Origin of the sequence: Alistipes sp. AF48-12 (assembly GCF_003477565.1) — a bacterium.
GTDB classification, from domain to species: domain Bacteria; phylum Bacteroidota; class Bacteroidia; order Bacteroidales; family Rikenellaceae; genus Alistipes_A; species Alistipes_A hominis.
In genome coordinates, this window is record NZ_QUDJ01000004.1 from 154,131 (window position 1) to 179,780 (window position 25,650).

Annotated in this window: 24 protein-coding genes, 1 other RNA gene and 1 pseudogene; 6 read left to right on the top strand and 20 right to left on the bottom strand. The window is 58.0% G+C overall.

Annotated elements, in window-relative coordinates; translation table 11 throughout:
• Nucleotides 1-81: 81 nt before the first annotated feature.
• Together DW082_RS04005 and prmA are read right to left on the bottom strand one after the other, a co-directional pair.
• Nucleotides 82-654, bottom strand: a complete 573-nt coding sequence (locus DW082_RS04005) for a porin family protein (RefSeq protein ID WP_118457462.1) — start codon at nucleotides 652-654, stop codon at nucleotides 82-84.
• A 24-nt stretch (nucleotides 655-678) separates the two neighbouring features.
• Nucleotides 679-1,530: a 50S ribosomal protein L11 methyltransferase gene (gene prmA, locus DW082_RS04010; protein ID WP_118457501.1), complete on the bottom strand. Its 852-nt coding sequence runs from the start codon at nucleotides 1,528-1,530 to the stop codon at nucleotides 679-681.
• 131 nt (nucleotides 1,531-1,661) lie between these two features.
• On the opposite strand from prmA, the gene xerD reads away from it, so the two are divergent.
• Entirely contained in the window at nucleotides 1,662-2,564 is a 903-nt protein-coding gene (gene xerD / locus DW082_RS04015) for a site-specific tyrosine recombinase XerD (RefSeq protein WP_118457463.1), read from the top strand.
• 16 nt (nucleotides 2,565-2,580) lie between these two features.
• Here xerD and DW082_RS04020 read toward each other — a convergent pair whose 3' ends face one another.
• From DW082_RS04020 to DW082_RS04070, 12 genes and pseudogenes are all read right to left on the bottom strand, one after another.
• The gene (locus tag DW082_RS04020) at nucleotides 2,581-3,201 is read right to left on the bottom strand and encodes a DUF4923 family protein (RefSeq protein ID WP_118457465.1); all 621 of its coding nucleotides are present in this window, start codon (nucleotides 3,199-3,201) and stop codon (nucleotides 2,581-2,583) included.
• A 36-nt stretch (nucleotides 3,202-3,237) separates the two neighbouring features.
• Entirely contained in the window at nucleotides 3,238-3,774 is a 537-nt protein-coding gene (locus tag DW082_RS04025; protein WP_055204144.1) for an HAD family hydrolase, read from the bottom strand.
• Nucleotides 3,750-4,562, bottom strand: a complete 813-nt coding sequence (locus tag DW082_RS04030) for a Rossmann-like and DUF2520 domain-containing protein (protein WP_153498052.1) — start codon at nucleotides 4,560-4,562, stop codon at nucleotides 3,750-3,752. The genes DW082_RS04025 and DW082_RS04030 overlap by 25 nt, the downstream gene beginning before the upstream one ends.
• A complete protein-coding gene (locus tag DW082_RS04035) occupies nucleotides 4,546-5,853 on the bottom strand; it encodes a YhjD/YihY/BrkB family envelope integrity protein (RefSeq protein WP_101570652.1) in 1,308 nt (435 codons plus the stop codon). Before DW082_RS04035 ends, DW082_RS04030 begins: the two co-directional genes overlap by 17 nt.
• Before the next feature lie 33 nt (nucleotides 5,854-5,886).
• Nucleotides 5,887-6,810 (bottom strand): Na+/H+ antiporter NhaC family protein, encoded by a 924-nt coding sequence (locus DW082_RS14940; RefSeq protein WP_259335500.1) that lies wholly within the window; start codon nucleotides 6,808-6,810, stop codon nucleotides 5,887-5,889.
• On the bottom strand, nucleotides 6,701-7,360 hold the full coding sequence (locus DW082_RS14945; RefSeq protein ID WP_259335498.1) for a hypothetical protein: 660 nt from the start codon (nucleotides 7,358-7,360) through the stop codon (nucleotides 6,701-6,703). The genes DW082_RS14940 and DW082_RS14945 overlap by 110 nt, the downstream gene beginning before the upstream one ends.
• 6 nt (nucleotides 7,361-7,366) lie before the next feature.
• A complete protein-coding gene (locus tag DW082_RS04045; protein ID WP_118457467.1) occupies nucleotides 7,367-8,554 on the bottom strand; it encodes a THUMP-like domain-containing protein in 1,188 nt (395 codons plus the stop codon).
• A 21-nt stretch (nucleotides 8,555-8,575) separates the two neighbouring features.
• Nucleotides 8,576-10,096 carry a ComEC/Rec2 family competence protein gene (locus DW082_RS04050; RefSeq protein WP_118457469.1) on the bottom strand — a complete coding sequence of 507 codons (1,521 nt, stop codon included), beginning with the start codon at nucleotides 10,094-10,096 and terminating at the stop codon, nucleotides 8,576-8,578.
• 15 nt (nucleotides 10,097-10,111) lie between these two features.
• Complete coding sequence (locus tag DW082_RS04055) at nucleotides 10,112-11,647, bottom strand: YifB family Mg chelatase-like AAA ATPase (protein WP_118457471.1); 1,536 nt, start codon at nucleotides 11,645-11,647, stop codon at nucleotides 10,112-10,114.
• Nucleotides 11,648-11,720: 73 nt separating this feature from the next.
• A pseudogene (dnaB, locus tag DW082_RS04060) lies at nucleotides 11,721-13,312 on the bottom strand (replicative DNA helicase).
• Nucleotides 13,313-13,386: 74 nt separating this feature from the next.
• A complete protein-coding gene (locus tag DW082_RS04065) occupies nucleotides 13,387-15,129 on the bottom strand; it encodes a YgiQ family radical SAM protein (RefSeq protein WP_101570661.1) in 1,743 nt (580 codons plus the stop codon).
• A 2-nt stretch (nucleotides 15,130-15,131) separates the two neighbouring features.
• Entirely contained in the window at nucleotides 15,132-16,337 is a 1,206-nt protein-coding gene (locus DW082_RS04070; protein WP_118457472.1) for an S-adenosylmethionine:tRNA ribosyltransferase-isomerase, read from the bottom strand.
• 131 nt (nucleotides 16,338-16,468) lie between these two features.
• Between DW082_RS04070 and DW082_RS04075 the strand changes: the two genes are divergently transcribed.
• Both DW082_RS04075 and rnpB read left to right on the top strand, forming a co-directional pair.
• Nucleotides 16,469-17,626 (top strand): FN3 domain-containing metallophosphoesterase family protein, encoded by a 1,158-nt coding sequence (locus tag DW082_RS04075; protein WP_118457474.1) that lies wholly within the window; start codon nucleotides 16,469-16,471, stop codon nucleotides 17,624-17,626.
• A 160-nt stretch (nucleotides 17,627-17,786) separates the two neighbouring features.
• An RNA gene (gene rnpB, locus DW082_RS04080) (RNase P RNA component class A) lies at nucleotides 17,787-18,187 on the top strand.
• 3 nt (nucleotides 18,188-18,190) lie between these two features.
• On the opposite strand, the gene bioC is transcribed toward rnpB, so the two are convergent.
• Genes bioC through DW082_RS04110 form a run of 6 tightly spaced genes read right to left on the bottom strand, consistent with a single transcriptional unit; the run spans nucleotide 18,191 to nucleotide 22,447 of the window.
• Complete coding sequence (gene bioC / locus DW082_RS04085) at nucleotides 18,191-18,952, bottom strand: malonyl-ACP O-methyltransferase BioC (protein ID WP_055204125.1); 762 nt, start codon at nucleotides 18,950-18,952, stop codon at nucleotides 18,191-18,193.
• A gap of 2 nt (nucleotides 18,953-18,954) precedes the next feature.
• Nucleotides 18,955-19,599 (bottom strand): pimeloyl-ACP methyl esterase BioG family protein, encoded by a 645-nt coding sequence (locus DW082_RS04090; protein ID WP_118457476.1) that lies wholly within the window; start codon nucleotides 19,597-19,599, stop codon nucleotides 18,955-18,957.
• Entirely contained in the window at nucleotides 19,581-20,702 is a 1,122-nt protein-coding gene (locus DW082_RS04095) for an 8-amino-7-oxononanoate synthase (protein WP_101570669.1), read from the bottom strand. The genes DW082_RS04090 and DW082_RS04095 overlap by 19 nt, the downstream gene beginning before the upstream one ends.
• Nucleotides 20,699-21,499, bottom strand: a complete 801-nt coding sequence (locus DW082_RS04100; RefSeq protein ID WP_118457478.1) for a 1,4-dihydroxy-6-naphthoate synthase — start codon at nucleotides 21,497-21,499, stop codon at nucleotides 20,699-20,701. Before DW082_RS04100 ends, DW082_RS04095 begins: the two co-directional genes overlap by 4 nt.
• Entirely contained in the window at nucleotides 21,496-22,086 is a 591-nt protein-coding gene (locus DW082_RS04105; protein ID WP_101570672.1) for a purine phosphorylase, read from the bottom strand. Before DW082_RS04105 ends, DW082_RS04100 begins: the two co-directional genes overlap by 4 nt.
• Nucleotides 22,043-22,447 carry a YbaN family protein gene (locus tag DW082_RS04110; RefSeq protein WP_118457480.1) on the bottom strand — a complete coding sequence of 135 codons (405 nt, stop codon included), beginning with the start codon at nucleotides 22,445-22,447 and terminating at the stop codon, nucleotides 22,043-22,045. The genes DW082_RS04105 and DW082_RS04110 overlap by 44 nt, the downstream gene beginning before the upstream one ends.
• A gap of 172 nt (nucleotides 22,448-22,619) precedes the next feature.
• On the opposite strand from DW082_RS04110, the gene prfA reads away from it, so the two are divergent.
• The 3 genes from prfA to DW082_RS04130 all read left to right on the top strand — a co-directional run bounded on the left by prfA (nucleotide 22,620) and on the right by DW082_RS04130 (nucleotide 25,481).
• Nucleotides 22,620-23,705 carry a peptide chain release factor 1 gene (gene prfA / locus DW082_RS04115; protein ID WP_118457503.1) on the top strand — a complete coding sequence of 362 codons (1,086 nt, stop codon included), beginning with the start codon at nucleotides 22,620-22,622 and terminating at the stop codon, nucleotides 23,703-23,705.
• 23 nt (nucleotides 23,706-23,728) lie between these two features.
• Nucleotides 23,729-24,556, top strand: coding sequence for an orotidine-5'-phosphate decarboxylase (gene pyrF / locus DW082_RS04120; RefSeq protein WP_118457481.1), 828 nt, complete (start codon nucleotides 23,729-23,731; stop codon nucleotides 24,554-24,556).
• A 343-nt stretch (nucleotides 24,557-24,899) separates the two neighbouring features.
• A complete protein-coding gene (locus DW082_RS04130; protein ID WP_055204543.1) occupies nucleotides 24,900-25,481 on the top strand; it encodes an HdeD family acid-resistance protein in 582 nt (193 codons plus the stop codon).
• Nucleotides 25,482-25,650: the final 169 nt, after the last annotated feature.

Genomic DNA, 25,650 nt, shown 5'->3' on the forward strand with positions numbered 1-25,650 from the left:
AAAAAGCAAAAACCCATCTTCCTTCACGGAAGATGGGTTTTTATTTTCATACGCTCCGACCACATAGCCGGACACGTCCGGTTAGAAACGGTAACCGAGCGTAAGGGCGAACACGTTGTTATGAACTTTCCCTCCTTTGCCGGCGGAAATGTTCGCCACACCGATGTTGTAACGGGCGTCCAGAATCAGCTTATTGAAAAATTCATAGCTTACGCCCACGGGGAATGCGAAATCGAACGACTTATAGTTATTGGTCGTCGTGAAAGCCGTCTCTTCGCCGCTCTCTTTGACCTTATCTTTGCCGGACAACAGCACGCCCGGCTGGATACCGATGTTGAATGCCAGTTGGTCGAGCACGTAGAATTTGGCCAGGATCGGCAAATTCAGGTAGTTGGTCTTGGCGATGTACTTGTCTCCGCCGCTTTTCAGCATAGCGCCTTCGCGCGAGAAGAGCAGGTCGGCAGACATCCCGATCCAATCGTTGAACCGGTAGTCGACGAATACGCCGGCCGTGAGTCCGGTCTTCGAATCGAGTCCGGTATTATTCATTCCCGAAACGTTCAGACCGGCCTTGACACCCCAGCCGAATCCCTGTGCAAACGAAGAGGTTCCGATCGCCAGCATGGCGACAACTGCAACAACAATTTTTTTCATGATCGCATAATTTTTAATTAGTAATCAATTGATTTTATCAGGTGTAATACGATTCTTGACAAAACGCACCGCCGCCCAACCGTTGCGCCTGCGCACGCCGTCGGCATCCAGCCCGCACGCCGCCGCCCGGCTTTCGATAGCCGAAATATCGGCTTCGAGGATACCGCTCACCAGCAGCATTCCTCCCGGCGTCAGCGTCGCCGCATAAGCCGGCATATCCGCCAGCAGAATGTTGCGGTTAATATTGGCCAGCACGAAATCGTAACGTTTCCCGGCCAGCAAAGACGCGTCGCCCTGCAACGGGACGATCCGTCCTTCCATTCCGTTGGCCTTTATATTCTCGGTCCCGTTGCGATATGCCCACTCGTCGATATCGACGGCATCGACCCGTACGGCTCCCCGTTTCACGGCCAGAATGGAAAGCACCCCGGTGCCGCTTCCCATATCCAGTCCCGATTTTCCGGCAAAATCGACATCCATAATTTCGGCCGCCATCAGATAGGTAGTCGCATGATGACCCGTGCCGAACGACATTTTCGGCATAATCTCCACATCGTACTCGCAAGCGGGATTTTTCGAATGGAAAGGAGCGCGTATCCGGCAACGTCCTTCGACGTCGATCGGCTCGAAATTGGATTCCCAGACGGTATTCCAGTTCCGGTCGGGAACTTCCGCCGCCGTATACCGGCAGCGATTGCGTTCGAGCGACTCCTCGATCGCGGATCTCCACATCCGAAAATCCGCCTCGGGAATATAGGCCTTCAAACAATCCTCCTCTTCGGTGAAGCCGTCGAACGGATAGTCGCTCAATTCGGCGATCAACATCTCCCGTTGCGACTCGGTGGCGGCCTCGATTACAAATTCGGTATATTTCATGCGCTCTAACGATTCAACCGGTTTCTTCGGAATCTGCAAAACCGATACCAGCTTTCCCCGTACTTTGTTTCTTTCAAAAAACTTGATTATTTTACAAAAATAGTAATTTTGACTGAAAATAAGCACAGGTCATGCGAGATTGGGATAAAGAGTTGAAAGATTACACCTTTTATATCAAACTGGAAAAAAAACTTTCGGACAATACGGCCGAGGCCTACCTGCGGGATCTGCGGCAAATGGCCGGCTATATGGACAGCGAATTCGGTATCGGGCCGGAACAGGTGCGCGAGCAGCACATCGAATCGTTTTTGGCATACTTGTACGACAAAGGCGTGAAAAAGACGACGCAGGCACGGATTCTGAGCGGGGTGAAAAGTTTTTTCAACTACCTGCTGATCAACGACCGGATCGAAAACCTGCCCACCGAATTCATCGACCCGCCGAAAACGGGACGCAAGTTGCCCGATGTCCTTTCGGTCGCGGAGATCCAAGCCATTCTGGATACGATCGACCTGAGCAGCCGTTTCGGACACCGCAACAAGGCGATGATCGAAACGCTGTACAGTTGCGGCCTGCGGGTTTCCGAACTGATATCGCTGCGAATCAGCGACCTGTTTTTCGACGACGGATTCATCCGCGTGATCGGGAAAGGGGACAAACAACGGCTCGTGCCGGTCAGCCGACAGGCCGTCCGGCTGATCGGCTGTTACCTCGAACAGCGCGCCAGGCAGGAAACCGACCCGCGTTCGGCCGACACGCTGTTTCTGAACAACAAGGGTAGGGGGCTGACCCGCGTTATGATCTTCCACATCATCCGCGAAGCGGCGAAAGCCGCCGGGATCGCCAAGACGATCAGTCCGCACACATTCCGTCACTCATTCGCCACGCACCTGCTCGAAGGAGGGGCGAGCATCCGCCAGGTACAGGAGATGCTCGGGCACGAATCGATCCTGACGACCGAAATATACACCCATCTCGATCGCGAAAACCTACGCGACAACGTCGAATCGCACCATCCGCTGTCGGATTTTTGACCCGGCGGGAACCGTTTTACTCCTTGGGAGTCAGCTCGCAGCCGAGCAGCATACCGTCATAAGCCGACGCCACCTTGCCGATTGCGTTCACCGTGGCGTTCTGGGTCATATTAGCGACCGCAGAAACGATTTCCAGCAACTTGTCAGCCTTGAAAAGCAGCCGAATACGGTCGCCCGTCTTGCGGACGTAAAGGTTCAAAGAACCGGCGCCGGCAAGCCCTTCCACGGCTCCGTATTTCAGACTGATCTGCCCGGTCTCGCCGTCCACAGAAAAGGTTCCCCCGATACTGCGGTTCTTCAGTTGGCAGACAAAACTGCTGTCGGTATTGAACGTCACCGAAAACCGGTCGGCCGAGATGCCCGCTTTTGCATACAACTCCGCGAGTTTCGCTTCGATTTGCGAAGAGACGAGACTTCCGCCCACTTTTTTCGCCGCATCGTCGCTCTCCAGCTCGCAGGCGGGTTTCGAATACGCCCATGTCCCGGCCAGATCGGCCGCCGTGACTTTCGACGAAATCAGCGAACCCGCCAGATTTCCGACCGTTTCCTTGTTCAAAACGTCTTTCAGCGACCACTGGGCGTTTACCGTCAGGCACGACATGCAGCACGACAAAAACATCAATACAAAATATTTCATTTTTTCGGAATTAAAATTTCTAAAATCGAACCCGCCTTAACGCGAAGCGACCCGGATCGGCGCGTCGCCCTCCTTGTACCAATCGCCGCGGGCCCGCATCACCTGCTCGACCACATCCCGCACGCATCCCTGCCCGCCGCCGAACTGCGACACGTAACGCGATGCATTGACGATCTCCGCCACGGCGTCGGCCGGACAAACCGGCATACCGACATGCCGCATCGGCTCCAGATCGGGCACGTCGTCCCCCATGTAAAGAATCTCGTCGGCGGAGACGTCCAATTCGTCGCAAAGTTCTTTCAGAGCCTTCAGCTTTTCGTGGCAATCCATATAAACGTGATCGACGCCGAGCATGTCGAAACGCACCTTCAGGCTGTTCCCCTTGCCGCCGGTAATGATCGCTATGTGATAGCCCTTTTTCAATGCCAGCGACAGCGCATAACCGTCTTTCGAATTGTACTTGCGGATGAAATCCCCTTCCGGAGTGACGGAAATCCCGCCGTCGGTCAGCACCCCGTCCACATCGAATACGAAAACCCGGACGCGCGCTATATCTTCTTTGAAGTTTCCCATATATTAAGGCTTATGTTTTTATAAAGGTTTTGTAGTTCGGGATGATTGTGCAGCATTTCGATGTGCTTGTGCCGGGTACGGTAGTCGTTGCGGCGCGCAGGGCCGGTCTGTACGGCCGCAGCCGACGGGCTGTCGAGCGCCTTGGCGACCGTTTCCCGGATCAGCGGCTTGATCAGGTCGGCGGGCAGGCCGTACTCCTGCAATAACTGCTGCCCGACGGCGAACATGTGGTTGGCGAAATTGCAGGCGAACACGGCCGCCAGATGAAGTCGCATCCGCTGCCGCGAATCGGCGATCCGCACCCGCGTACTCAGCGCCCCGGCCAGTCCGGCCAGCGCATCGACCGTAAAATCGTTGTTTCCCTCGATAAAAAGAGGAACGTCGCTCAGTTCGAGACTGCGCCCCGCCGTAAAAGTCTGCAACGGATAAAAGACCCCTTTGTTCCGGATGCGGGGGGCCAGTTCTCCGAGCGCGACGCTGCCGGCCGTATGCGCGACGACCGCATCCCCGAAGTCGAAACTCTCGGACAATTTCGGTACGGCGCGGTCGCTGACCGCCATCAGGTAGATATCCGCTTCGGCGATTCGCTTCGGATCGTCGGCGCAGGCGCAACGAACCGCCCGGGCAATCGCCTGCCCGCGTTCCCGGTTGCGGGCATAGATCTGCACCAATTCGTAACGACTGGCTCCGATCGCTTTCGCCAGCGCCTCGGCCACGTTTCCGCTTCCTATGATAACGACTCTTTTCACTCCGTTCCGGCTGTAAATATCTTTATTCCGTTCGTACATCCATCAGTAAAACATTGTCCGCGCTGCGACTGACCGTCAGGTTCAGCCGGTTCACGATCGCGTCGATCTGCCGGAACTCGGGACTCTGCTGCAAATCGAGCGACGCCATTCCGCTCGCCTCGACCTGCTGGATCACGTCGCAGACCCGCAGCGTATGCACGTCGCGGGCCGGCACGTACAGGTTGACCTTATCTTCTTTACTGACCGTCGACACGATCAGCCCAGCCTTTTCGAGGTCGAAAACGGCATCCCGCACGATGCGCACCGGCAGGTTCAGATCCTGAGCCACCGTTTCGGACGATACGGCTCCGTCGCGCGCGAGAAAATGCGCGATAATCTGGTGCATCACCACGAGCAGCGCCTTCTTGCGGTACTCGTAACTCATCTCCTTGGCGATCTTTTCGAACTCGAACTTCCGGATGTTCTGGTAGGCGAACGACAGCTCGGCGCCGAACAGCACGATCTGCCAACTGCTCTGCAACCAAATCAGGAACAACGGCACGGCGGCAAAACTGCCGTATATCGCATTATAACTGGTCAGTCGCGACTGAATGAAAATATAGGCGATCTGGAACAACTGAAAGATCGTCCCGGCAATCACCCCGGCCGAAACGGCGCTGCGCAGCTTCACTTTCGTATTCGGCATCACCAGATAGACGAATGCGAACATCAGCCAGATCATCACCAGCGAAGCGAGTCCGAGGAATACGCTGACCACGGGCGACGAAGTAAGGTGCATTAGATGTTTTTGTATCTGCAGCCCGATACTGCTGGAGATGATCCACAGGATCGGCGTTACGACGATCACGGTCGTATAATCGCTGAATTTGCGTGCGAAACTGCGCGAACGGCGCACTTCCCAAATGTTGTTGAAAGCGCTTTCGATGTTCCCGAATACTTTCAGCACGGCCCAGAACAGCACGACCAAACCCACCGAAGCGATCAGTCCGCCCTTGGTACGCAGCAACATCGCGTTGGCGAATGCGATCACCTGGTCGATCACGACGGTATACTGCGGGAACTGGTTGTAAAGATACTCGTTCAGGCGTGTTTCGAGTCCGAACCCCTTGGCGATCCCGAATACGAGCGCGGCGACCGGAACGATCGACATCAGCGTATAGAAAGTCAGCGCGGCCGAGCGCACCAGAATCCCGTGCTGCCCGAAGCCCTGCGCCGTAAAGATGAACACTTTGAACTGGCGCACCGCCCAACGCATTTTCCGGGACTTGTATTCGTGTTCTTTCTTTACCCAGATGTCGTGCGTGATATACTGAATGATTTTCCTAATCATATTTTCGCTTCCTTGGCCGTGTAACAAAGGTAACTATTTATTTCGATTTTCCGTTTCCGGCAAAGCGCCCTGCGGCGGGATTCTGCGGATACGCAAACCCAGCCAGGCGAACAGGATCGACATCAGCGGACTGATGTAACAAAAAAAAGCGTAGGGCAGGTAAGCGACCGTCGCCACGTTCAGCACGCCGGCCTGCGTCGCGCCGCAGGTATTCCACGGGATCAGCACCGAGGTGGCCGTACCGGCGTCTTCCAGCGTCCGGCTCAGCACTTCGGGAGCCAGCCCTTTGCGCCGGTACGCGCTGCCGAAAATTTTGCCGGGGATCACGATGGCGAGGTACTGGTCGGATGCGGTCGAATTGAACAGTACGCAGGTTCCCGCCGTCGCGCTCACGAGTCCTCCGGTCGAACGTACGCGGCGGATGAGCGCCGTCGTGATCCGCTCCAAAAACTGTCCGGCCTCCATCACGCCGCCGAAAATCATCGCCGTGATAATCAGCCAGACGGTATTCAGCATCCCGGCCATTCCCCTCGACGTAAACAGCGAATCGACCATCGGATCGCCCGTTTCCGGCGATACCGTCCCGTACATCGCCCGGCTGACGACACGGTAAGCGCCCCCGGCCGTCAACGTCCCGTCGCCGCTGAGCGAACCGATCAGTTCCGGCTGGCATACGACCGCCATCACGCCGCCGAGCAGGCTGCCGACGAAAAGCACCGGCACCGGAGGCATTTTGAACACGATCATCGCCACCGCCGCCAACGGCACGAGAAACAGCACCGGAGAAATGTAATAATAATCCGTAATCATCCGCTGCGTATCGGCTACCGAAACATCCGCTGCAATTTTACCGCCGCCGATCGACAGTATCGTAAAAATAATCAGCGTTACGAAGATCGTGGGCAGAGTCGTGTACAGCATGTAACGGATATGCGTGAAGAGATTCGTTCCGGCGATCGCCGCGGCGAGGTTGGTCGTATCGCTCAGCGGAGAAACCTTGTCGCCGAAATATGCCCCCGAAATGATGGCTCCGGCGATCACCGGGTCTCCGAACCCGAGCGTCCGTCCGATTCCCAGCAACGCCACCCCGACGGTGCACCGTCGACCACGAACTGCCCGTAGCCAGCGAAATCAGCGCCGAAATGACCACCGTAGCCGGCAGGAAGTATTCGGGACGCAGCACATACAGCCCGTAATGGATCATCGCGGGAATAATTCCGCTGAGCATCCACGTTCCGGAGAGCACCCCGATCATCAGCAGAATCAAGATCGCCGGAATGGCTCCGGTCAGCGTCCGCACGATTCCTTCCAGAATATCCCCCCACGTTTTCCCGTTGCGAATCGCGATGCAGGCCGTAACGCCCGAAGCGATCAGCAGCGACATCTGATTGGCTCCCGCGAGGGTCTCGTCGCCCAGCAGCGTCACGTTAAGCCCGATCAGCACGATCAGTACGGCGACCGGAATAAGGGACTGAAAAACAGTGGGGGATTTAACGGTCTTCCGCATCGTCGGTCATCTTTTTGATGGGATTTCCTCCCCGAGCATCAGGGCGTACAATTTTCCTTCGATCCGGGTAAAAGCGAAAGAATCGTCCCCGCCCTGACGGATGCCCAGCGCGCGGGCAATTCTTTCGGCATCGAACGGAAACTCTTTTTTCAGTAGATTGCAGCGGGAAATTCCCGCCGCTTTCAGGGCTTGTTTCAGCTTTTTCGGCTGATAGAATGCCATCTCGCGGATCGGGTAGACCCGGCCGAAGAACCGGTCGGGCGCCTGCCGCGACAGGCAGTAACCGCTCTGCGATACGGCGTAGCATCCGATCCGGGCAGCGTATCTCCGTACCAGACGGGCCTTGCAAAGCGACACGTCCGGCACCAACAGATACCCGTACGGCGGCTCGAAATCCGACGTCTGCGCCGGCTCGCCGTCCCCCCGTCCGAATACGAGCGAACCGCAGCCGGCCGCGACCGCCCGGACGCTTCCGGCCGGCGCGTCCGGCGCCGAAGGAACATCGATCAACACCTCTTTGCACTCGCCCTGCCGGGAAACGATATCGACGGTTATGCGGTCGCCGAACAGTCGGAACGCCTCGTCTATGTCGAACAACGGCGACGCCTTGACCACGACCCGGCGCGTTTTCTCCCGGATCGCCGGCAATAGCGAGACGATGTCCGGAGAACACTCCTCGAACCGGAACACTTTCCGGTTCCCTTCGCCGCGCCGCGCCGGATCCGCATACACCAGATCGGCCGTCCCGGAAAACGACTCTATGAAATGTTCGGCGGAGTCGTTCACCACCTCTATGTTCGAAATCCCCAGCAGCGAAAAATTCACGGCGGCGACCCGGGCCGTAACCGGATCGCGTTCGACGGCGATCACCCGGTCGAAACTTTTCGAAAAATGGGCCGAATCGACGCCCAGACCGCAGGTCAGATCGATGCAGAGCGCACCTCCGTACCGTTTTTCGGCGGCGACCGCCTCGCTGCTGGCCTGCTCGAACGCCAGCGGCGGCAAAATACAGCGGGCCCGGTAATAGGACGGGAGTTTGGTCCGGGCACGCTGTAAATATTTCAACTGGGTGGCCAGCAACGCTCCGCCGCCGCCCAGCCGCAGCGCGAGTCGTTCCGGCCGCTCGTCCAGATATTTCAAAACCGTTTGCCGGGACTCTTCCCGCAACAACCAATCAACTTCTTCGTGCGTCATGTTCGATCATTCGTTCCAAATTCAACGGGCGACTCCCCCGAAATATTCTTTGCGAGAATCCTCCCGCCATTTCAACCCGACGGCCAACGCCGCCAATACGACATAAGCGGCCGCCGCGCCGTACCCGTCGAAGCGCACGCCCGAAACCGAAGCGACGGGCGTGCCGGCGGCCCACGTTACGATCCCGTTCTGCGCCTGCAACAAAGCACCCGCTACTGCGCTGAAGACCGCGCTGAGTCCGGGAAAAGCGAAAAGCACCCACAAAATCCCCGTAAAAACGGACAAAAAGGCCGTCAGGATAACCAACGGATTAATGATCAGCGAAATTATAGGCACATTCCCGAAATTCCAGGCGACCAGCGGAAGCGTCCCGATCTGCGCCGCCGCGCCGAGCAGCACCGAACTGCACACCGCATCGGCGATCCGGTTGCGGCATAGTTTTCTGCGATACAGTCGCGGATAGAAAAACAGGATCGACAGCACGGCCATAAACGACAACTGGAAACTGAGGTCGTAAAGATAGAACGGATTGGCGGCGAGCATCAGCGTCGCCGCGCCGAGCACGACGTTGTAACCGTTTCCCGGAACCGAACAGGCCAGGGCCAACTGTGCGGCGGAAAGCATCAGCGCCGCCCGCACAGCAGACGGCGACAGCCCCGCCATCACGGCATAAAACCACAACGCCGATATGACCAGTACGTTTTTCGCCACATGACCGTACCGCAGCAGCACCGTCCAACCGAACAGCAGGTTGGCAATCACCAGCACGAATCCCATATGCAGTCCCGACACGGCCAGAATATGCGCCACGCCGGTTTTCGAATAGTCCGCTTTCAGCCTGCGGTCAAGGTTCCGTTTATCCCCTGCGATCAGAGCCGACAGCAATTCCTGTTCCCTCTCGCCGACATGCAGCCGGTGGATACGTTCGACCGCCCACCGTTGCAGCGCCGCCGCATAACGGGTCGCCCGGCGCCCGTTCCCTGGCAGGCGCGAAATCACCTGATCCCCGCGCACATAGACGCGCGCGCCGATTCCGCGGCTGCGCATTAGCGTCCCGTAGCGACTCCCGGCCGTATCTACGGGATTCAGGTAGCCCACCACGTACAATTGCTCGCCCACGGCGATCCGTTCCGCCGTATCGACCCGCAATTCGACTTTTTCATCGACGCCCCGCCAACCGCTCCCGGCAGAGTCCAGCGGCCGGTATGCCCCCACACGAGCCACGGTCTGCCGCCACCGGCCGTTCGAAACCGGATTCTGTCCGACTTCGAGCACCATAGCCAGCCTTTCGCCGCGCGGCATCGCTTCCTTCCGGGCGCTCACGGCCGTAACCAGTATCCCCGAAAAGAAGAGCGCGACAGCCACCGTCCACCACCGGCAGGAACCTTTACGCTGCCGCCATGCGACGGCATAGCCGATAACGGCGGCCGCGACGATCAGCCAGTCGGGGGCGGTCACATACCGGAAAGCGAGAATACCCGCCGCGAAAAACGGAAGTATCCTCGCAAAAGGCGTTATGTCGATTTTATCGGAAAGTTGCATCGCGTCCGTCGGTTTTTAAGCGCCCCACGTATCGCGGTCAAGCGTCCGGTAACCGATCGCCTCGGCGATATGCGCCGGTTCGATCCGCCCGCCTCCTGCCAGATCGGCGATCGTCCGCGAAACCTTGAGAATCCGGTCGTAGGCCCGCGCCGACAGGTTGAAACGTTCCATCGCCTTGCGTAACAAAGCGCTCGATTCGGCCGAAAGCGGACAGAATTCCCGCAACTGACGGCTGTTCATCATGACGTTGGTATATACCGGTGTTCCGGCGAAACGTTCGGTCTGAACCTGCCGTGCAGCCACCACGCGGCTGCGGATTGCGGCGCTGCTCTCCGCAGCCCCCGGTTGCGACAACTCCGAAAAATCCACAGGAATCACCTCAATGTGCAGGTCGATCCGGTCGAGCATAGGCCCCGAAATCCGGTTCAGGTATTTGGATACCGCCCCATGCGAACAGACGCACGCTTTGGTCGGATGGTTATAATAACCGCACGGACACGGGTTCATCGAAGCGACCAGCATGAAATTGGCCGGATACTGCACCGTGTATTTCGAACGGGAGACCGTGATTACTTTATCTTCCATCGGCTGACGCAGCGTCTCCAACAGGCTGCGTCCGAACTCGGGCAGTTCGTCGGCGAACAGGATTCCATTGTGGGCCAGCGATATTTCGCCGGGCTGGGGCGACGTTCCGCCGCCGACCAGAGCGGCCTGAGAAGTCAGATGATGCGGCGACCGGAAAGGCCGCGTCACCAACAGACCCGTTTCGGCGCCGAGCTTCCCGGCTACCGAATGTATCTTCGTGGTTTCGAGCGCCTCCTGCAACGTCATCGGCGGCATAATCGACGGCATACGCCGCGCCAGCATCGTTTTGCCCGACCCCGGAGGCCCGATCATCAGTACGTTGTGCCCGCCGGCCGCCGCGATCTCCAGCGCCCGTTTCACATGCGCCAGCCCCCGGACGTCGCCGAAATCGACGTCGAACCGTTCGGCATTTTCCCGGAATCGTCCTTCGAGATCGACCGTTGTCCGCGAAAGGGTATGCTCCCCGCACAGGAATCCGACCACCTCGCGCAGATGACCGGCTCCGTAAACCTCCAGCGATCCGACGACCGCCGCCTCCGCCGCATTCTGTTTCGGCAGGATAACCCCTTTAAATCCCTCTTTCTGCGCCTGTATGGCGATCGGCAACGCGCCCCGTACCGGCAACAGCGAACCGTCCAGCGACAACTCGCCCATCAGCACATAACGAGCCAGCGGAGCCGAATCCACCTGTTCGGTAGCCGCCAAAACAGCCACCGCGATCGGCAGATCGTAAGCCGACCCTTCTTTGCGGATATCGGCCGGGGCAAGGTTGACGATCACCTTCCGACCGCTCATCTTGTACGAACAGTTTTCGAAAGCGGCCCGGATACGTTCCTGGCTTTCGCGCACCGCATTGTCCGGCAGTCCGACCATGTAGAGTCCGATCCCCGCCGAGATATTCACCTCGACGGCGACCGTGATCGCCTCGATGCCGACAACGGCGCTTCCGTAACTCTTAACGAACATAACAGTCTGTTGCGTTGCTACGCGCCCCGGACAGATCCGAAGCGGTTATTCAAAAATCAAATCCTTTTCTCGTTTAGAACGGCGGATTCTCATCGTCCGGCGGCGTGCCGAAACCGCCGAGCTTGTTCGGCGCCGATCCCGACGGCACGCCGAATTCGCCATACCCGCCGAAATCGTTCATTGCTCCGCCGCCGGCATTTCCGCCGTCGATAGCCGATCCGAATTCGGAATTCATGCTGCTGTCCATCGAAAACCCGTCGCCGGAAATATCGTCGTAATCCATGAATTTCGCCTGTTCTTTGCGGAAACGCAACTTAATCGTATCAACCGCGCCGTTACGGTGCTTGGCGACGATGATCTCGGCCATGCCCTGCGTGGGAGTGCCGTCCTCGTCGGTCATCAGCCCGTAATACTCCGGGCGGTGGATAAAGGCCACCAAGTCGGCGTCCTGCTCGATGGCGCCCGATTCACGCAGGTCGGACAGTTGCGGCCGTTTGTTGCCGCCGCGCGACTCGACCGAACGGTTCAACTGCGAAAGCGCGATGATCGGGATGTTCAGCTCTTTGGCGATCGCCTTCAGCGAACGCGAAATCATCGCCACCTCCTGCTCGCGATTTCCGCCGCGCGTATCGACCGCGGCGGTCATCAACTGCAGGTAGTCGATAATCACCAGTTGGATATCGTACTGCGTCTTCAGCCGGCGCACCTTCGAACGAAACTCGTAAATCGACAGGGCCGGCGTATCGTCGATAAACAGCGGCGCACCGGCCAACGGCTTGATCGACGATTCGAGATGCTTCCACTGCTCGGGCGTCAACTGTCCGTTGCGCACGTCGCGCGAGTCGAGTCCCGACTCGCCGACGATCAGACGCATCATCAACTGCTCGGCGCTCATTTCGAGCGAGAAGAAGGCAACCCCTTTTTCGAAATCGACCGCCACGTTGCGCGCCAGCGACAACACGAAAGCCGTCTTACCCATCGACGGGCGCGCCGCAATGATAATCAGGTCGGAAGGCTGCCAGCCGAGCGTCAGCCGGTCAAGGTGCGTAAACCCGGTCGGCACGCCGCTAAACCCGCCCTCGCGTTTCGAAGCCTCCTCGATCGCGAGCAGCGTTTTAGTCAGGATATCGCGCGACTTCTGCACGTCGCGCTTCACGTGGCCTTCGGACACTTTGAAAATCTCGCCTTCGGCCAAGTCGATCAGGTCGGTTACGTCCATCGACTCGTCGTACGCTTTCTTCTGTATCTCGGTCGCCGCGCGGATCAGCTCGCGCTGGACGAACTTCTGGGCGATAATTTTGCTGTGAAATTCGATATGCGCCGCCGATCCCACCTTCTGGGTCAACTGCGCGAGGTAGGCCGCACCGCCCACTGCAGACAGTTTGCGGGTTTGCTTCAGTTTTTCGGTAACGGTATACAGGTCGATCGGTTTGAGTTCCATCGACAGCTCCATGATCGCCTTGTAGATGATCTGGTGCGCCTCTTTGTAAAAAGCTTCGGGAGTGATGATCCCCTGTATTTCGATCACGGCGTCCTTTTCGAGCATCAGGCGCCGAGCACGGCCTCTTCCAGTTCGACGGACTGCGGCGGAATCAACCCGACCGTATCGGTCAGCGCGGCCGCAGCCTCTTCATTGTTCGGATTCGGGGTGTAACGTTTTGCCATAATTCAATTCTCAACGGTCATGTAAAGATACGATTTTAATCGACACGGGGAAAGACCGCGGCGATTTTTCGGACTTACCGTTCGCCGCGCCGGTCTTTCCATCCGAAAAAATAACTTTTCTGCCTTCGCTTTTCGTCCTGCGAACGCGCGACATACACTTTTTCGTCCGTGTACGGATTTTCGCCCGTGTAAAACATCACCGACGACAGCGTCATCGGGGTGGGGGTCAGGTCCTGCACCTGTTCGAGCCGGAAATGCAGCCGCCGCGTCTCGGCCGCCAGGTTGCGCATATCCCGTTCGGTACACCCCGGATGGCTCGAAATGAAATAGGGGATCAACTGATAATTCAATCCCTCGTCCCGGCATATTTTCTGAAAACGTTCGTTCAGGTCGCGGAACAGCGCGAACGACGGTTTGCGCATCAGCCGCAGCACGCCGTCCTCGGTATGTTCGGGAGCCACTTTCAGCCGCCCGGATACGTGGTTCACGACCACTTCGCGCAGGTAATCCCGGTTGTTGTCGCCGAACAGATCGTAGCGTATTCCGCTGCCGATAAACGATTTTTTGACTCCGGCCAACCGGTCTACCTTACGGTACAGTTCCATCAACGGCCGGTGGTCGTTGTTCAGGTTGCGGCACAGCGACGGATAGATGCACGACGGACGGCTGCATTTGCGGCACAACGCTTCGTTGCGCCCGCCCATCCGGTACATATTGGCCGACGGCCCGCCCAGGTCGGAAATATATCCTTTGAAACCCGGCATCCGCGTCAGTTTCCGCACTTCGTCGAGCACCGACTCCTCGCTGCGGCTCGAAACGAACTTGCCCTGATGCGCCGAAATCGTGCAGAAACTGCACCCGCCGAAACAGCCCCGATGCAGGTTCACCGAAAATTTAATCATCTCGTAAGCCGGAATATCGCCTTTGCCGTTATAGCGCGGATGCGGCAAGCGGGTATAGGGCAGGCCGAAACTGTGGTCCAGCTCCTGTTCGGACAGTTTCGGATACGGCGGATTGATCACGACGAAACGGTCGCCGACCGGCTCGACCAGCGTCCGGGCTTCCATCCGATTCGATTCGGTTTCGATCCGGACGAAATTCTCGCCGAACGCCCGCCTATCTTTCAGACATTTTTCAAAACCGTGCAGCCTCAACGCCTCGTCGCCGAGCGAATCCACATACCTATCGTCGGCCAGGAAGGCCACCTGACGCAATTTGCGCAGCAGGTTCAGGTTGTAACCGTTGTGCATCGCCCGCGCGATGTCGAGCACCACCCGTTCGCCCATGCCGTAAGTCAGCAGATCGGCCCCGCTGTCGACCAGCACGGAAGGTTTCAGAGAGTCGCTCCAGTAATCGTAATGCGCGGCCCGGCGCAGCGAAGCCTCGATCCCGCCGATCACGACCGGCGTATCCGGGAAAAGCCGTTTTAAAATGCGGGTATAAACCGTTACGGCATAATCGGGCCGGAAACCGGCCTTTCCGCCGGGCGTATAGGCGTCGTCGCTGCGCAGCCGCTTGTTGGCCGTATAGTGGTTGACCATCGAGTCCATGCTTCCGGCCGACACGCCGAAAAACAGCCGCGGCTTGCCCAGCTTGCGAAAATCGCGCAGGTCGTCCCGCCAGTTCGGCTGCGGCACGATCGCCACGCGCAGTCCTTCGGCCTCCAGCAACCGGCCGATCACGGCGGCCCCGAACGACGGATGATCGACATAAGCGTCCCCGGAGAACAAGATCACATCCAGTTCGTCCCACCCGCGCGCCCGAACCTCTTTGACCGAAGTCGGCAGCCAATCCGTTATCTTATACGAAATCCCCATCTTTACCGAATCAACAGCGAACTGTCCCCGTAACTTAAAAACCGGAACCCGTTGTCCAACGCATAGCGGTACGCCCTGCGCCAATCCTCGCCGATAAAGGCTGACACCAACAGCAACAGCGTGCTCTTCGGTTGGTGAAAGTTGGTTATCAGGCTGTTCACGACCCGAAACCGGTATCCGGGCATAATCATGATCCGCGTGGAGGTTTTGATCTTCTGCAACCGCTCCCGTTCCATATAGTCCGCCAACGCCGCCAGCAATTCCCGGCCGTCCAGCCCGTCGGGAATGTCGTAAATTTCCCATTGCCCGACGACTCGTTCCGGATCCGGCTCCCCGTCGCGGACAATGCGGTAGCCGAGCGCCGCCAGCGATTCGAGCGTCCGCACGCTGGTCGTTCCCACCGCGGTAACGCGCCCGTCGTATGCGATCAGATTCCGGATCGTGGAAACCGAAAACTCGAAATGCTCGGTATGCATCCGGTGGTCGATCACGCGGTCCGTTTTGACCGGCAGGAAAGTGCCGGCCCCGACGTGCAGGGTCACCTCGTCGGTCGGATGCCCGGCCCGACGCAGCGATTCGATCAGTTCGGGCGTAAAATGCAGGCCGGCGGTCGGCGCGGCGACCGATCCCTCGAACTTCGAATAGACTGTCTGGTAGCGGCTGTTGTCCAGTTCCTCGCTTTCGCGGCGCAAATAGGGCGGAATCGGAATCCGCCCGAGCGTTTCGAGCAGTTGCCCGAACGACAAGTCGACATCCCAGCGGAACCGGACGATTTGTTCCTTCTCCCCGGCGGATACCTTTTCGGCGCTCAGGCGGCAGGAACATGCGCTCAGTTCGAAATCGATATGCAACGGGCCGTCCTTCCACTTTTTCAGGTTACCGACGATGCACGACCACTCGGAACTTTCTTTGGCGGCGAACGCCCGCTCGTAATCGGCCGGATCATGCGGTTCGAGGCAGAATATTTCGATCCGGGCTCCGGTTTCCTTATAGAAAACGAGCCGCGCCCGGATTACTTTCGTATTGTTGAACACCAACAGGCTGCCTTCGGGCAGGTATTTCCCCACTTCGAAAAAACGGTCTTCCGAAACCCGTCCGTCGCGGCAGAGCAACAGTTTCGACTGCTCGCGGCGTTCCAGCGGAAATTTGGCGATCCGCTCCTCGGGCAGCGGATAATCGTAATCGGATATACAGATATTTTGTTTCATGCACAGTTGACCGGCGAACCGGATTTTCCTGCAAAGGAAATAAAAAACGAACGGTTTCGAGCCATATCCGACCGGCGAATCCCTTTTTTTCGTACTTTTGGTATTCGAAAAATCACTAAACGAACATCTCGATGAAAAAAATCGTCTTTTGTTTTCTCGGCCTACTGGCCGTATTATATACCGCGTCGGCACAGTCGTACACGTTCAACCACGGCCCATATCTGCAAGAACTCTCCGAACACGCGGTCACATTCGTCTTTACGACCAGCGACAAAGGCTTTTCGTGGGTGGAAGTGAAACCGGACGGCGGAGAAGCCGAACGACACTACACCGTCAGGAACGGCTTGCGCGACGCCTACAACACGTTCAACGTGATTCGCGTCGAAAACCTCCGGCCGGACACCCGTTACCAGTACCGGCTCTGTTCGAAGCAAATCGCCGACTTCCAGCCTTACAAAGTGACGTTCGGCGACAGCATCGTCTCGCCCTGGCGCCGCTTCTCGACTCCGGATCCGAAAGCGACCGCCTGCTCGTTCATCGCGCTGAGCGACATGCATCAGCAGCCCGATAAACTGGGCCGCCTGCTGAACCAGGCCGGCGTCGGCAGCGCCGATATGATTTTCTACGTCGGCGACATGATGAATTACTACGACAACGAAGAAACGCCGTTCCGGAGCTTCATCGATAAAAGCGTCGAGCTGTTCGCCTCGGAAAAACCGTTCGTACTGGTGCGCGGCAACCACGAAACGCGCGGCAACATGGCCCGCGAATACGCCCGCTACGTTCCGAAAAGCAGCGGAAAATATTACGGAGCCTACCGCGTGGGCGACATCATGTTCATCGTGTTCGACTGCGGCGAGGACAAGCCGGACGATTTCTGGGTCTACGCCGGACTGACCGACTTCGACGGATACCGTACCGAACAGGCCGCCTGGTTCGGCGAACTGATACGCTCGAAAGCGTACAAAAGCGCGAAATGGCGCATCGTGATGAACCATTTCCCGCCGCTTTCGCACATGGAGAGCGACAATCCCGAGCGCCACGGGATACAGGACATCACGGACAAATTCCTACCGCTGTACAACCAAGCGAAGATCGACCTGATGATTTCCGGGCACACCCACGCTTACGAATTCATGTCGCCGGACAAGTACGACCGACTGACTTTCCCGGTAATCGTCAACAGCACCGAAAGCGTCGCACGGATCGATATCGACGGACGCACGCTGAAAGCGAAGGTGACGGACACCGGAGGCAACACGCTCAAAGAATTTACAATCAGCAAGTAACCCGCCGTATCGACTTTCTACAAGGCCGGCGCCTGAAAATAAGGTGCCGGCTTTTTTCACGGCCTACCGGCAGGAACTTCCGGACGACGATTCTCCGGAAGATAAAATTAACGGCGGGACGGCCCGTATTTCGGTTTCATTTGATTACCTTTGCGGGGCACAGCAGGGAAGCTCTGTCGCTGCTCCCGGGGCCGGAATGCATTCGACGATATTTTGGTTCGCATACGGGAGGGGAGGAAAGTCCGGGCAACGCAGAGCGCCGCGCTTCCTAACGGGAAGATTCTCGCGAGGGAATGGCAAGCGTAACAGAAAACGACCGCCGTCCGCAAGGACGGTAAGGGTGAAAAGGCGGGGTAAGAGCCCACCGCGGCCGTGGCGACACGTGCCGGTCAGTACGTCCCGCGGGTTGCAAGACCATGTATACCGGCAGTTGTAGGGCTGCTCGTCCGATGTCGGGGGGTAGGTTGCTGACGAGCCGTGCGGGTGACCGCCGGCCTAGATAAATGACAGAGGCCTTCGCTCGCGAAGGTACAGAACCCGGCTTACAAGCCCTGCTGTGCTTTTTTACTTTTTCTGCGCCAGGACGAGGATCGGATGGTAGGTCAGCGCGACGCGACCGTCCGGCATACTGAAATGTTCCCGGTAAGCCGTTTCGAAATCCATCAACTGTTGCTTTCCCCAGCGCGCCTTGCGGATCGAGTTCACGCCGGTGGCCTTGATATGCCGCAATACGTCGGCCGGAGTGTCGAACGGCAGATGGCGCGTGTATTCGAGCGTTTCGACGATCCCGTATCCGGCAGCGGTCAACAACTCCTGCAACTGCTCGCTGGTATAGTAATGCAACCCTTCGCCGGTCGTAGCCCGGATCTCCCGGAAATTGTCGGTACCGAACGTCGTAAACGCGAAGTAACCGCCGCAGCAAAGGCTCCCGACCGCGCGGTCGATAAAAAGCGGCAGGTTGTCGAACCACTGCACGGCCGACGCCGACGCGATCATATCCAGCTCTCCGGGCAGCGGCAGCAGTTCCGCATCGCCCCACAGGTATTCCACATAGTGTCCGGACGCATAAGGCCGCAAATAGATTTCCGATTCTTCGATCAGGTCGTTGACGATCCATTCGGCGTCCGGATAGCGCCGCAGCAGGTAGCGCGTAAGGAAGCCGGTTCCGCAGCCGACCTCCATCGCCCGGCCGATCCGCCCGGGGCAGATCCGCCCGATCATTTCGTCCAACTGGCCGCAGATCTCCTGCTGAACGACGGCCAGCGAATCGTACTGCCGGAACGTGGCGGCAAAACGTTTTTTGAGTAACTGTTTATCGGTTGTCATTTTCAATCTTTTTTTAAGTAGCCGGACACGATGCCGGGATCGCCGAAAGGGTAGTGCGGCAACGGTTTTACGACGGCCTTTTCTTTCCAGTAGGCAAGCATGTTCGCCGGCGGGAAAATCGCGTCCCGGTCGCCCACGACCGCCGCCGTCCAATCCAGCGACGGCGTATACGGTTCGGCGGAGCGTTCGAACAGCACGCCGAGTTCGTCGAGTTTGTCTTCGAACGGCCGCTCGTCGAAAAACGGGGCGAGCCGGTCGTAATCCGCGCCGTAGGCGCGGCGGTTGAACGTTTCCGCCCCGCTGCCGCGCAGTCCCCGGAGCGTCGCCAGGAACGCCCTGCGCGGAATGCCGAAACGGTCGTCCACCGGATAGGGCGTTCCGCCCAGCGCGACGGCGCAATCCGACGCAACGTCGCGGCACGTCCGTTCGGCGGCCCACACCCCGAACGACCATGCAAAAAGCGTGACATTCCGGTAGGCGGAAAACTCCTCCGCAGCGAACGGTTCCAGCGTACGGTAATCGTATACGCAGAGCATATCGTACCCCTCGGGCGCGAGGTGCTCGACCGCGTGATGATCCGCCGCCCAGCCCAGCATGAAAAGGATCAGGCCGGGATTCCCGTCCCGCGTCAACCAATACTTGCGCATATTTCGGTAAATTTTCGGATTTCGTCGGCCGTGAGCGCCGCGCTGAGCGACACGCGCACCCGAGCTTTCCCTTTCGGCACCGTCGGATAACGAACCGGCATCACCCAGTAGCCCGCTTCGCGGAAACGCCGGCTCATTTCAATCGCCCGGCCGTTTTCTCCGGCCGGCAGCGGAACGATGTGGGAACGGTACGCATCCCCGGTAATCAACCGCGAAAATTCCCGCAGCCGGGCGCGGCGGTCTTCCATCTCCGGCAAACGCCGCACCAGGTATTCCGACCAGCGCAGCGAAATCGGAGGCAGCGCCGTCGAGAAGATCAGCGTCCGGAGCCGGTTAATCAAGAAATCGCGCGTCAGCCCGTCCGTAACGACGAACGCCCCCTGCGACGCGAGCGCTTTGCCGAGCGTCGCAATACGGACATCGCAATCGTCCCCGACGCCCATCTCCGCGGCGACTCCGCATCCCTGCGGCCCGCAGGCCCCGAATCCGTGCGCTTCGTCGACATACAGCTTCGCGTCGTAACGCCGTTTCAGCGCGGCCAGCTCTTTCAGCGGCGCGCGATCGCCATCCATGCTAAAAATCGATTCGGTCACGATCCAAACGTTCCGGTACGAACGACGGTGGGCGGCCAATAATCGCTCCAAATGTCCCGTATCGTTGTGGTTGAACCGTTTCCAGTCGGCTTCGCACAACCTGAGTCCGTCGATCAGGCTGGCATGCACCAGCTTGTCGGCCAGTACCAGATCCCCCTTGCCGGTAACGGCCGGCAGCACGCCCGAATTGACCATGTAACCGCAGCCGACGACTAGTACGGCACGCCCGCCGAACAGTTCCGACAGCGCCATCTCAAGCCGTCCGTAATCCGGACTGTTGCCGGTAATCAGCCGCGAAGACGGATTACTAAGCAGAAAATCCCCTCCGTCGGTCATCCGCCGCATAAACTCCCGGTGCAGGCCGCTGCACGAAAGGCCCAGGTAATCGTTAGACGACAGATTCAGGTATTTACGACCTTCGTAAACGACGTATTTCCCGTCGATCCCTATTTCGGGCAGCGTCCGCAGGTTGTCTTCGGCCGCCAGCCGCCGCAATGTTTCGCGCATCATACGAAAATCTCCTCTTCTTTTCTTTCCAGCAACGCGCACACCGCCTTCTTTCCTTCGGCCCCCAGATCGACCGAATATTCGTTTACGAACAATTCGATATGCCGGCGCGTCACCTCCTCGCTGAGTTCCTGCGCATACCCGCGCACGAATTCCGCCGAAGCCGACGGCTCGGCGAACGCGAATTCGACGCTGCGTCGCAACACCCGGTCGATCTTCCGCTGCGTCTGCCGGTCGAATCGCCGCGATACGGCGATCGCGCCGAGCGGCAACGGCAGTCCGGTCTTTTTCTCCCACTCCTCGCCGAGATCGGCCACCAGCCGCAACCCTTTTTCGCGGTACGTAAAACGTCCTTCGTGGATCAGCACCCCGGCGTCGCATTCGTCGCTCATTACGGCGTCGGCCACGTCCGAGAAAAGATAGACCCGCTTGTCGGTCACGCCCGGATACAACGTCGCCAACAGGCGGTTGGCCGTCGTGTGCTCGCCGGGGATCGCCACCCGGATACCGCTCACTTCGTCCGGGTAAATCCGGTGGCGGCTGACCAGCAGCGGCCCGTTGCCGCGCCCCAGCGCGCTGCCGCTGTGCAACACCCGGTAACGGTCGAGCAACTGCGGCACGACCGCATAACTCAATTTCGAAATGTCCGGAACGCCTTGCAACGCTCCGGCGTTCAGTTGTTCGATATCGGCCAGCGAAAGGTCGAATTCGAGACCCTCGGTGTCGATACGGCGGTGCACCATCGCATCGAACATGAACGTATCGTTCGGACAAGTCGATATATGAAGCTGTAATTTCATGTTCGCTCGGTATTTAAGAAATGCAACAATTCGCACAGCGAGTCGGCCAACGCGGTCACCGCCCCCCGGACGTCCCATTCCGGAAACGGATCGCCGACGCGGTTGGAAACGGCGCGCAGTTCCAGGAACGGCACTCCGCACTGCAGGCAGGCATAAAAGAACGCCGCGCCTTCCATATTCTCGATCTGCACCCCGACGCGATCGGCGAACGGAGTACCCGCGACGCCGACGCTGTTGCTATCGACCGCACGGAACGGAACCCCTGCCGGCAGCCACGGGCAGTCGTAACGCCCACTGAACTTCGGCGTGAAATCGCCGGCCACGAACGAACCGGCATCGGCGGCGCACTCCGAAGCGACCAGCACCGTCTGCCCGACGGACAATCCGCTGCCGGGATACGCCCCCGCGATCCCGGCAAGGATCAACAACTGCGGGTCGCAATCGCGGACCGCCGCCATTGTCGTCACAGCGCAGCGATACGGGCCGACCCCGGCGATCCGGATTTCGGGCCCGTCGGCGGCACCGTAGCGGAAAGGCGCTATTTCAGGCTCCGTCGGACTCAGTATGACGATCTTTTCGTTCTTCACGGCAAGCGGTTTTGATTCTCAGAATATGGATCGAGACGAACAAAGATACGGTAAAAAGCAAAACGGCGACCCAAATCCGGCTATTAAATACGATGCCGACGAACAGCATGGAACTCCACATCACCGACAACACGGTTATCTTGACCGACAGCGGGATTCCCTGACCGCTCCTGTAATCGCGCAGGTAGCGGCCGAAAACCCGGTTCTGAAGCATCCAGCGGTTCATCCGGGGATCGCTTTTCGAAAAGCAGTAAACGGCCAGCAGCAGAAAAGGCGTGGTCGGGAGCATCGGAACGAAAGCCCCGACGAAACCGAGCCCGACGGCCAGGTATCCGGCGATTTTGAGCAGCGTATTCTTCATAGTCGTACGAAACGGGCGCAAGATACGAAAAATCAAAAAAATGTTTACCTTTGTGACGCTTCCGGCGGCCGGCGGATCGCATCCGGCAGGTGCAATCCCCAGTTTCTCAAAAGGAACGCGTTGCGCACCGGAAACGCCTCGCAGGGAGCATCATCCGATAATTATCATTTTTATGTCAGAAAATTCGATACTTTCACGCCTCGACGGACTGAAGATCAAATACGAAGAGATCGGCCAGCAGATGACCGATCCGGAAGTGATCGCCGATATGAAAAAATTCGTAGCGCTGAACAAAGAGTATAAAGAACTGCAGCCGGTGGTCGAAACCAGCGAAAAATACCGGACGGCGCTGAACCACCTCGCCGAAGCCAAAGAGATCCTCACGACCGAAAAGGACGACGAACTGCGCGAAATGGCGCGCATGGAGGTCGCCGAGTTGGAACCGGAACTCGAGCGGCTGGAAGAGGAGATCAAGCTGCTGCTGATCCCGGCCGACCCGCAGGACAGCAAGAACGCCATCGTCGAAATCCGCGGCGGAACCGGCGGCGACGAAGCGGCCCTGTTCGCCGGCGACCTGTTTCGCATGTATACCAAATACATCGAGAAACGCGGTTGGAGATACGAGATCAACAGCATGAGCGAGGGCACTTCGGGCGGATTCAAGGAGATCGTGATGAAAGTGATCGGCGACAGCGTCTACGGCGTGCTGAAATACGAATCGGGCGTACACCGCGTACAGCGCGTGCCGCAGACCGAAACCCAAGGCCGCGTACACACGTCGGCCGCGTCGGTGGCCGTACTGCCCGAAGCCGAAGAGTTCGACCTGGAAATCAATATGAATGACATCCGCAAGGATATTTTTTGCGCATCGGGGCCCGGCGGCCAGTCGGTCAACACGACCTATTCGGCGATTCGGCTGACCCACATCCCGACGGGCATCGTCGTGCAGTGCCAGGATCAGAAATCGCAGTTGAAGAACTTCGACAAGGCGTTCGAAGAGTTGCGTACCCGTATTTACAACCTGGAGTACCAAAAATACCTCGACGAGATCGCCGGCAAGCGTAAGACGATGGTGTCGACCGGCGACCGCAGCGCCAAGATCCGCACCTACAACTATCCGCAAGGCCGCGTGACCGACCACCGGATCAACCTGACGCTCTACAACCTGAGCGCCGTGATGGACGGCGACATCCAGGAGATTATCGACAAGTTACAGGTAGCAGAGAATGCCGAACGGCTGCGCGCGAGCGAAGAGTAACGAACCTCAAAAACGAATACTCCATGACTTCATCGGAACTTTTCGAACAGATCAGGCGGAAACGCAGTTTCCTGTGCGTAGGCCTGGACACCGATCCGAACAAAATCCCGCAGCGCCTGCTGTCCGAAGACGATCCGGTTTTCGCCTTCAACCGGGCGATCGTCGACGCCACGGCGGCATACGCCGTATGCTACAAGCCCAACCTCGCTTTTTACGAGGAAAACGGCGCGAAAGGCTGGGAAAGTTTCGTCAAAACGGTGCGATATATCCGGGATAACTATCCCGAAATCATGATTATCGCCGACGCCAAACGGGGCGATATCGGCAATACGTCGCAGATGTACGCCCGCGCCTTTTTCAGCCAAGATCTGGCCGACGGGGTGACGTTGTCTCCGTACATGGGGCGCGACACGGTCGACCCGTTCCTCCGCTTCGACGGCAAATGGGCGGTCGTTCTGGCGCTGACCTCCAACCCGAGCGCCGCCGATTTCGAAATGCAGCGGCTCGAAGAGGGCGGCTATCTTTATGAAAAAGTGATCGACGTATCGAGCGGATGGGGCACGGCCGAAAACATGATGTACGTCGTCGGCGCGACGCAAGCCCGGATGCTGAAAGGAATCCGGGAACTGATCCCGAACCATTTCCTGCTCGTCCCGGGAGTGGGCGCGCAGGGCGGCAGCCTCGAAGAAGTGGCCCGTTACGGGATGAACGACCGTTGCGGTCTGCTGGTCAATTCCTCGCGCGGGATCATTTATGCCGACCGATCGGAACTCTTTGCCGACACGGCCGCGAAAAAAGCGGCCGAAATGGCTGCCCAGATGGCCGAATTATTGTCCGCGCACGGCTTGTAAAAAACGATTCCGAAAAATAACGCCCCGGAATATCATATGATTTCGGGGCGTTTTCATTTTCATCCGCATACGCCGACACTCTCCCGATCCGGCGACATAATTCCATGAGATATGAAAAGGATATTCCTTTCCGGTCTATTTCGTTCGGACTTTTCTATCCCGCAAAAAACGGCGTGACCCGGGATTCCGCAAAACTGGCACTGAAAATGAGCACTCCGTTACGGCGTTACCCGACAAACCGTTCGAACCCTTCCGTCCGTTTGACGGGGTCGAAACGAATCGCCCGGTATATAAAATTTTCTATCGTTCAAAACTAAGTAATATTTCATTAAAAAATCAAACTATGGACAATTCTTTTGAAACGCTGCTCGAACATTCGAAACAGGCGATCCGTTACTGGTGGTTGCTGCTGCTGACCGGCATCGCGCTATTCATCATCGGCCTGGTCGTATTCCTGTACCCGGCGCAAAGTTACCTGGGCATGTCGCTGATGTTCGGTTTTCTGATCTTCTTTTCCGGCCTATTCCAGATCATTCTTTCGGCCGGCAACAAACACTACATGACCGGGCGCGGATGGATGCTGGCCGGCGGCATCATCGAGGTGATCTTGGGCGTCATCCTGATCTTGAATACGGCGCTGTCCGCAGCGACGCTGCCGATCTTCCTCGCTTTCTGGTTGTTGTTCCGCAGCTTCAGCGCGATCGGACTGGGCAGCGACATGAACGCGATGAACGTTCCCGGTTCGGGATGGACGATCGTAAGCGGCGTCCTACTGCTGCTGCTTTCGATGTGGATCCTGTTCCAGCCGATACTGTTCGGGACGGCGGCCGTGATCATCTGGGTAGGCATTTCACTGCTTTTCGCCGGGATGTCGGCCTGTATTTTCGCCTTCCAACTGCGCGACGTACACAAACATATGAAATAGAATATTCGTTATTTTTCTCTGTAAATCCCGGCTCCGGCCGGGATTTTTCGTTTCGTACGAGCCTTTCCCGAAAAACATCGCTTTTGCGGCACAACCGCCCGTCCGTACGCGAAAGATCCGATCCGCAAAATCCGGAATCGTCCTCGATCCGCTTTTTCAATGGGAAAAT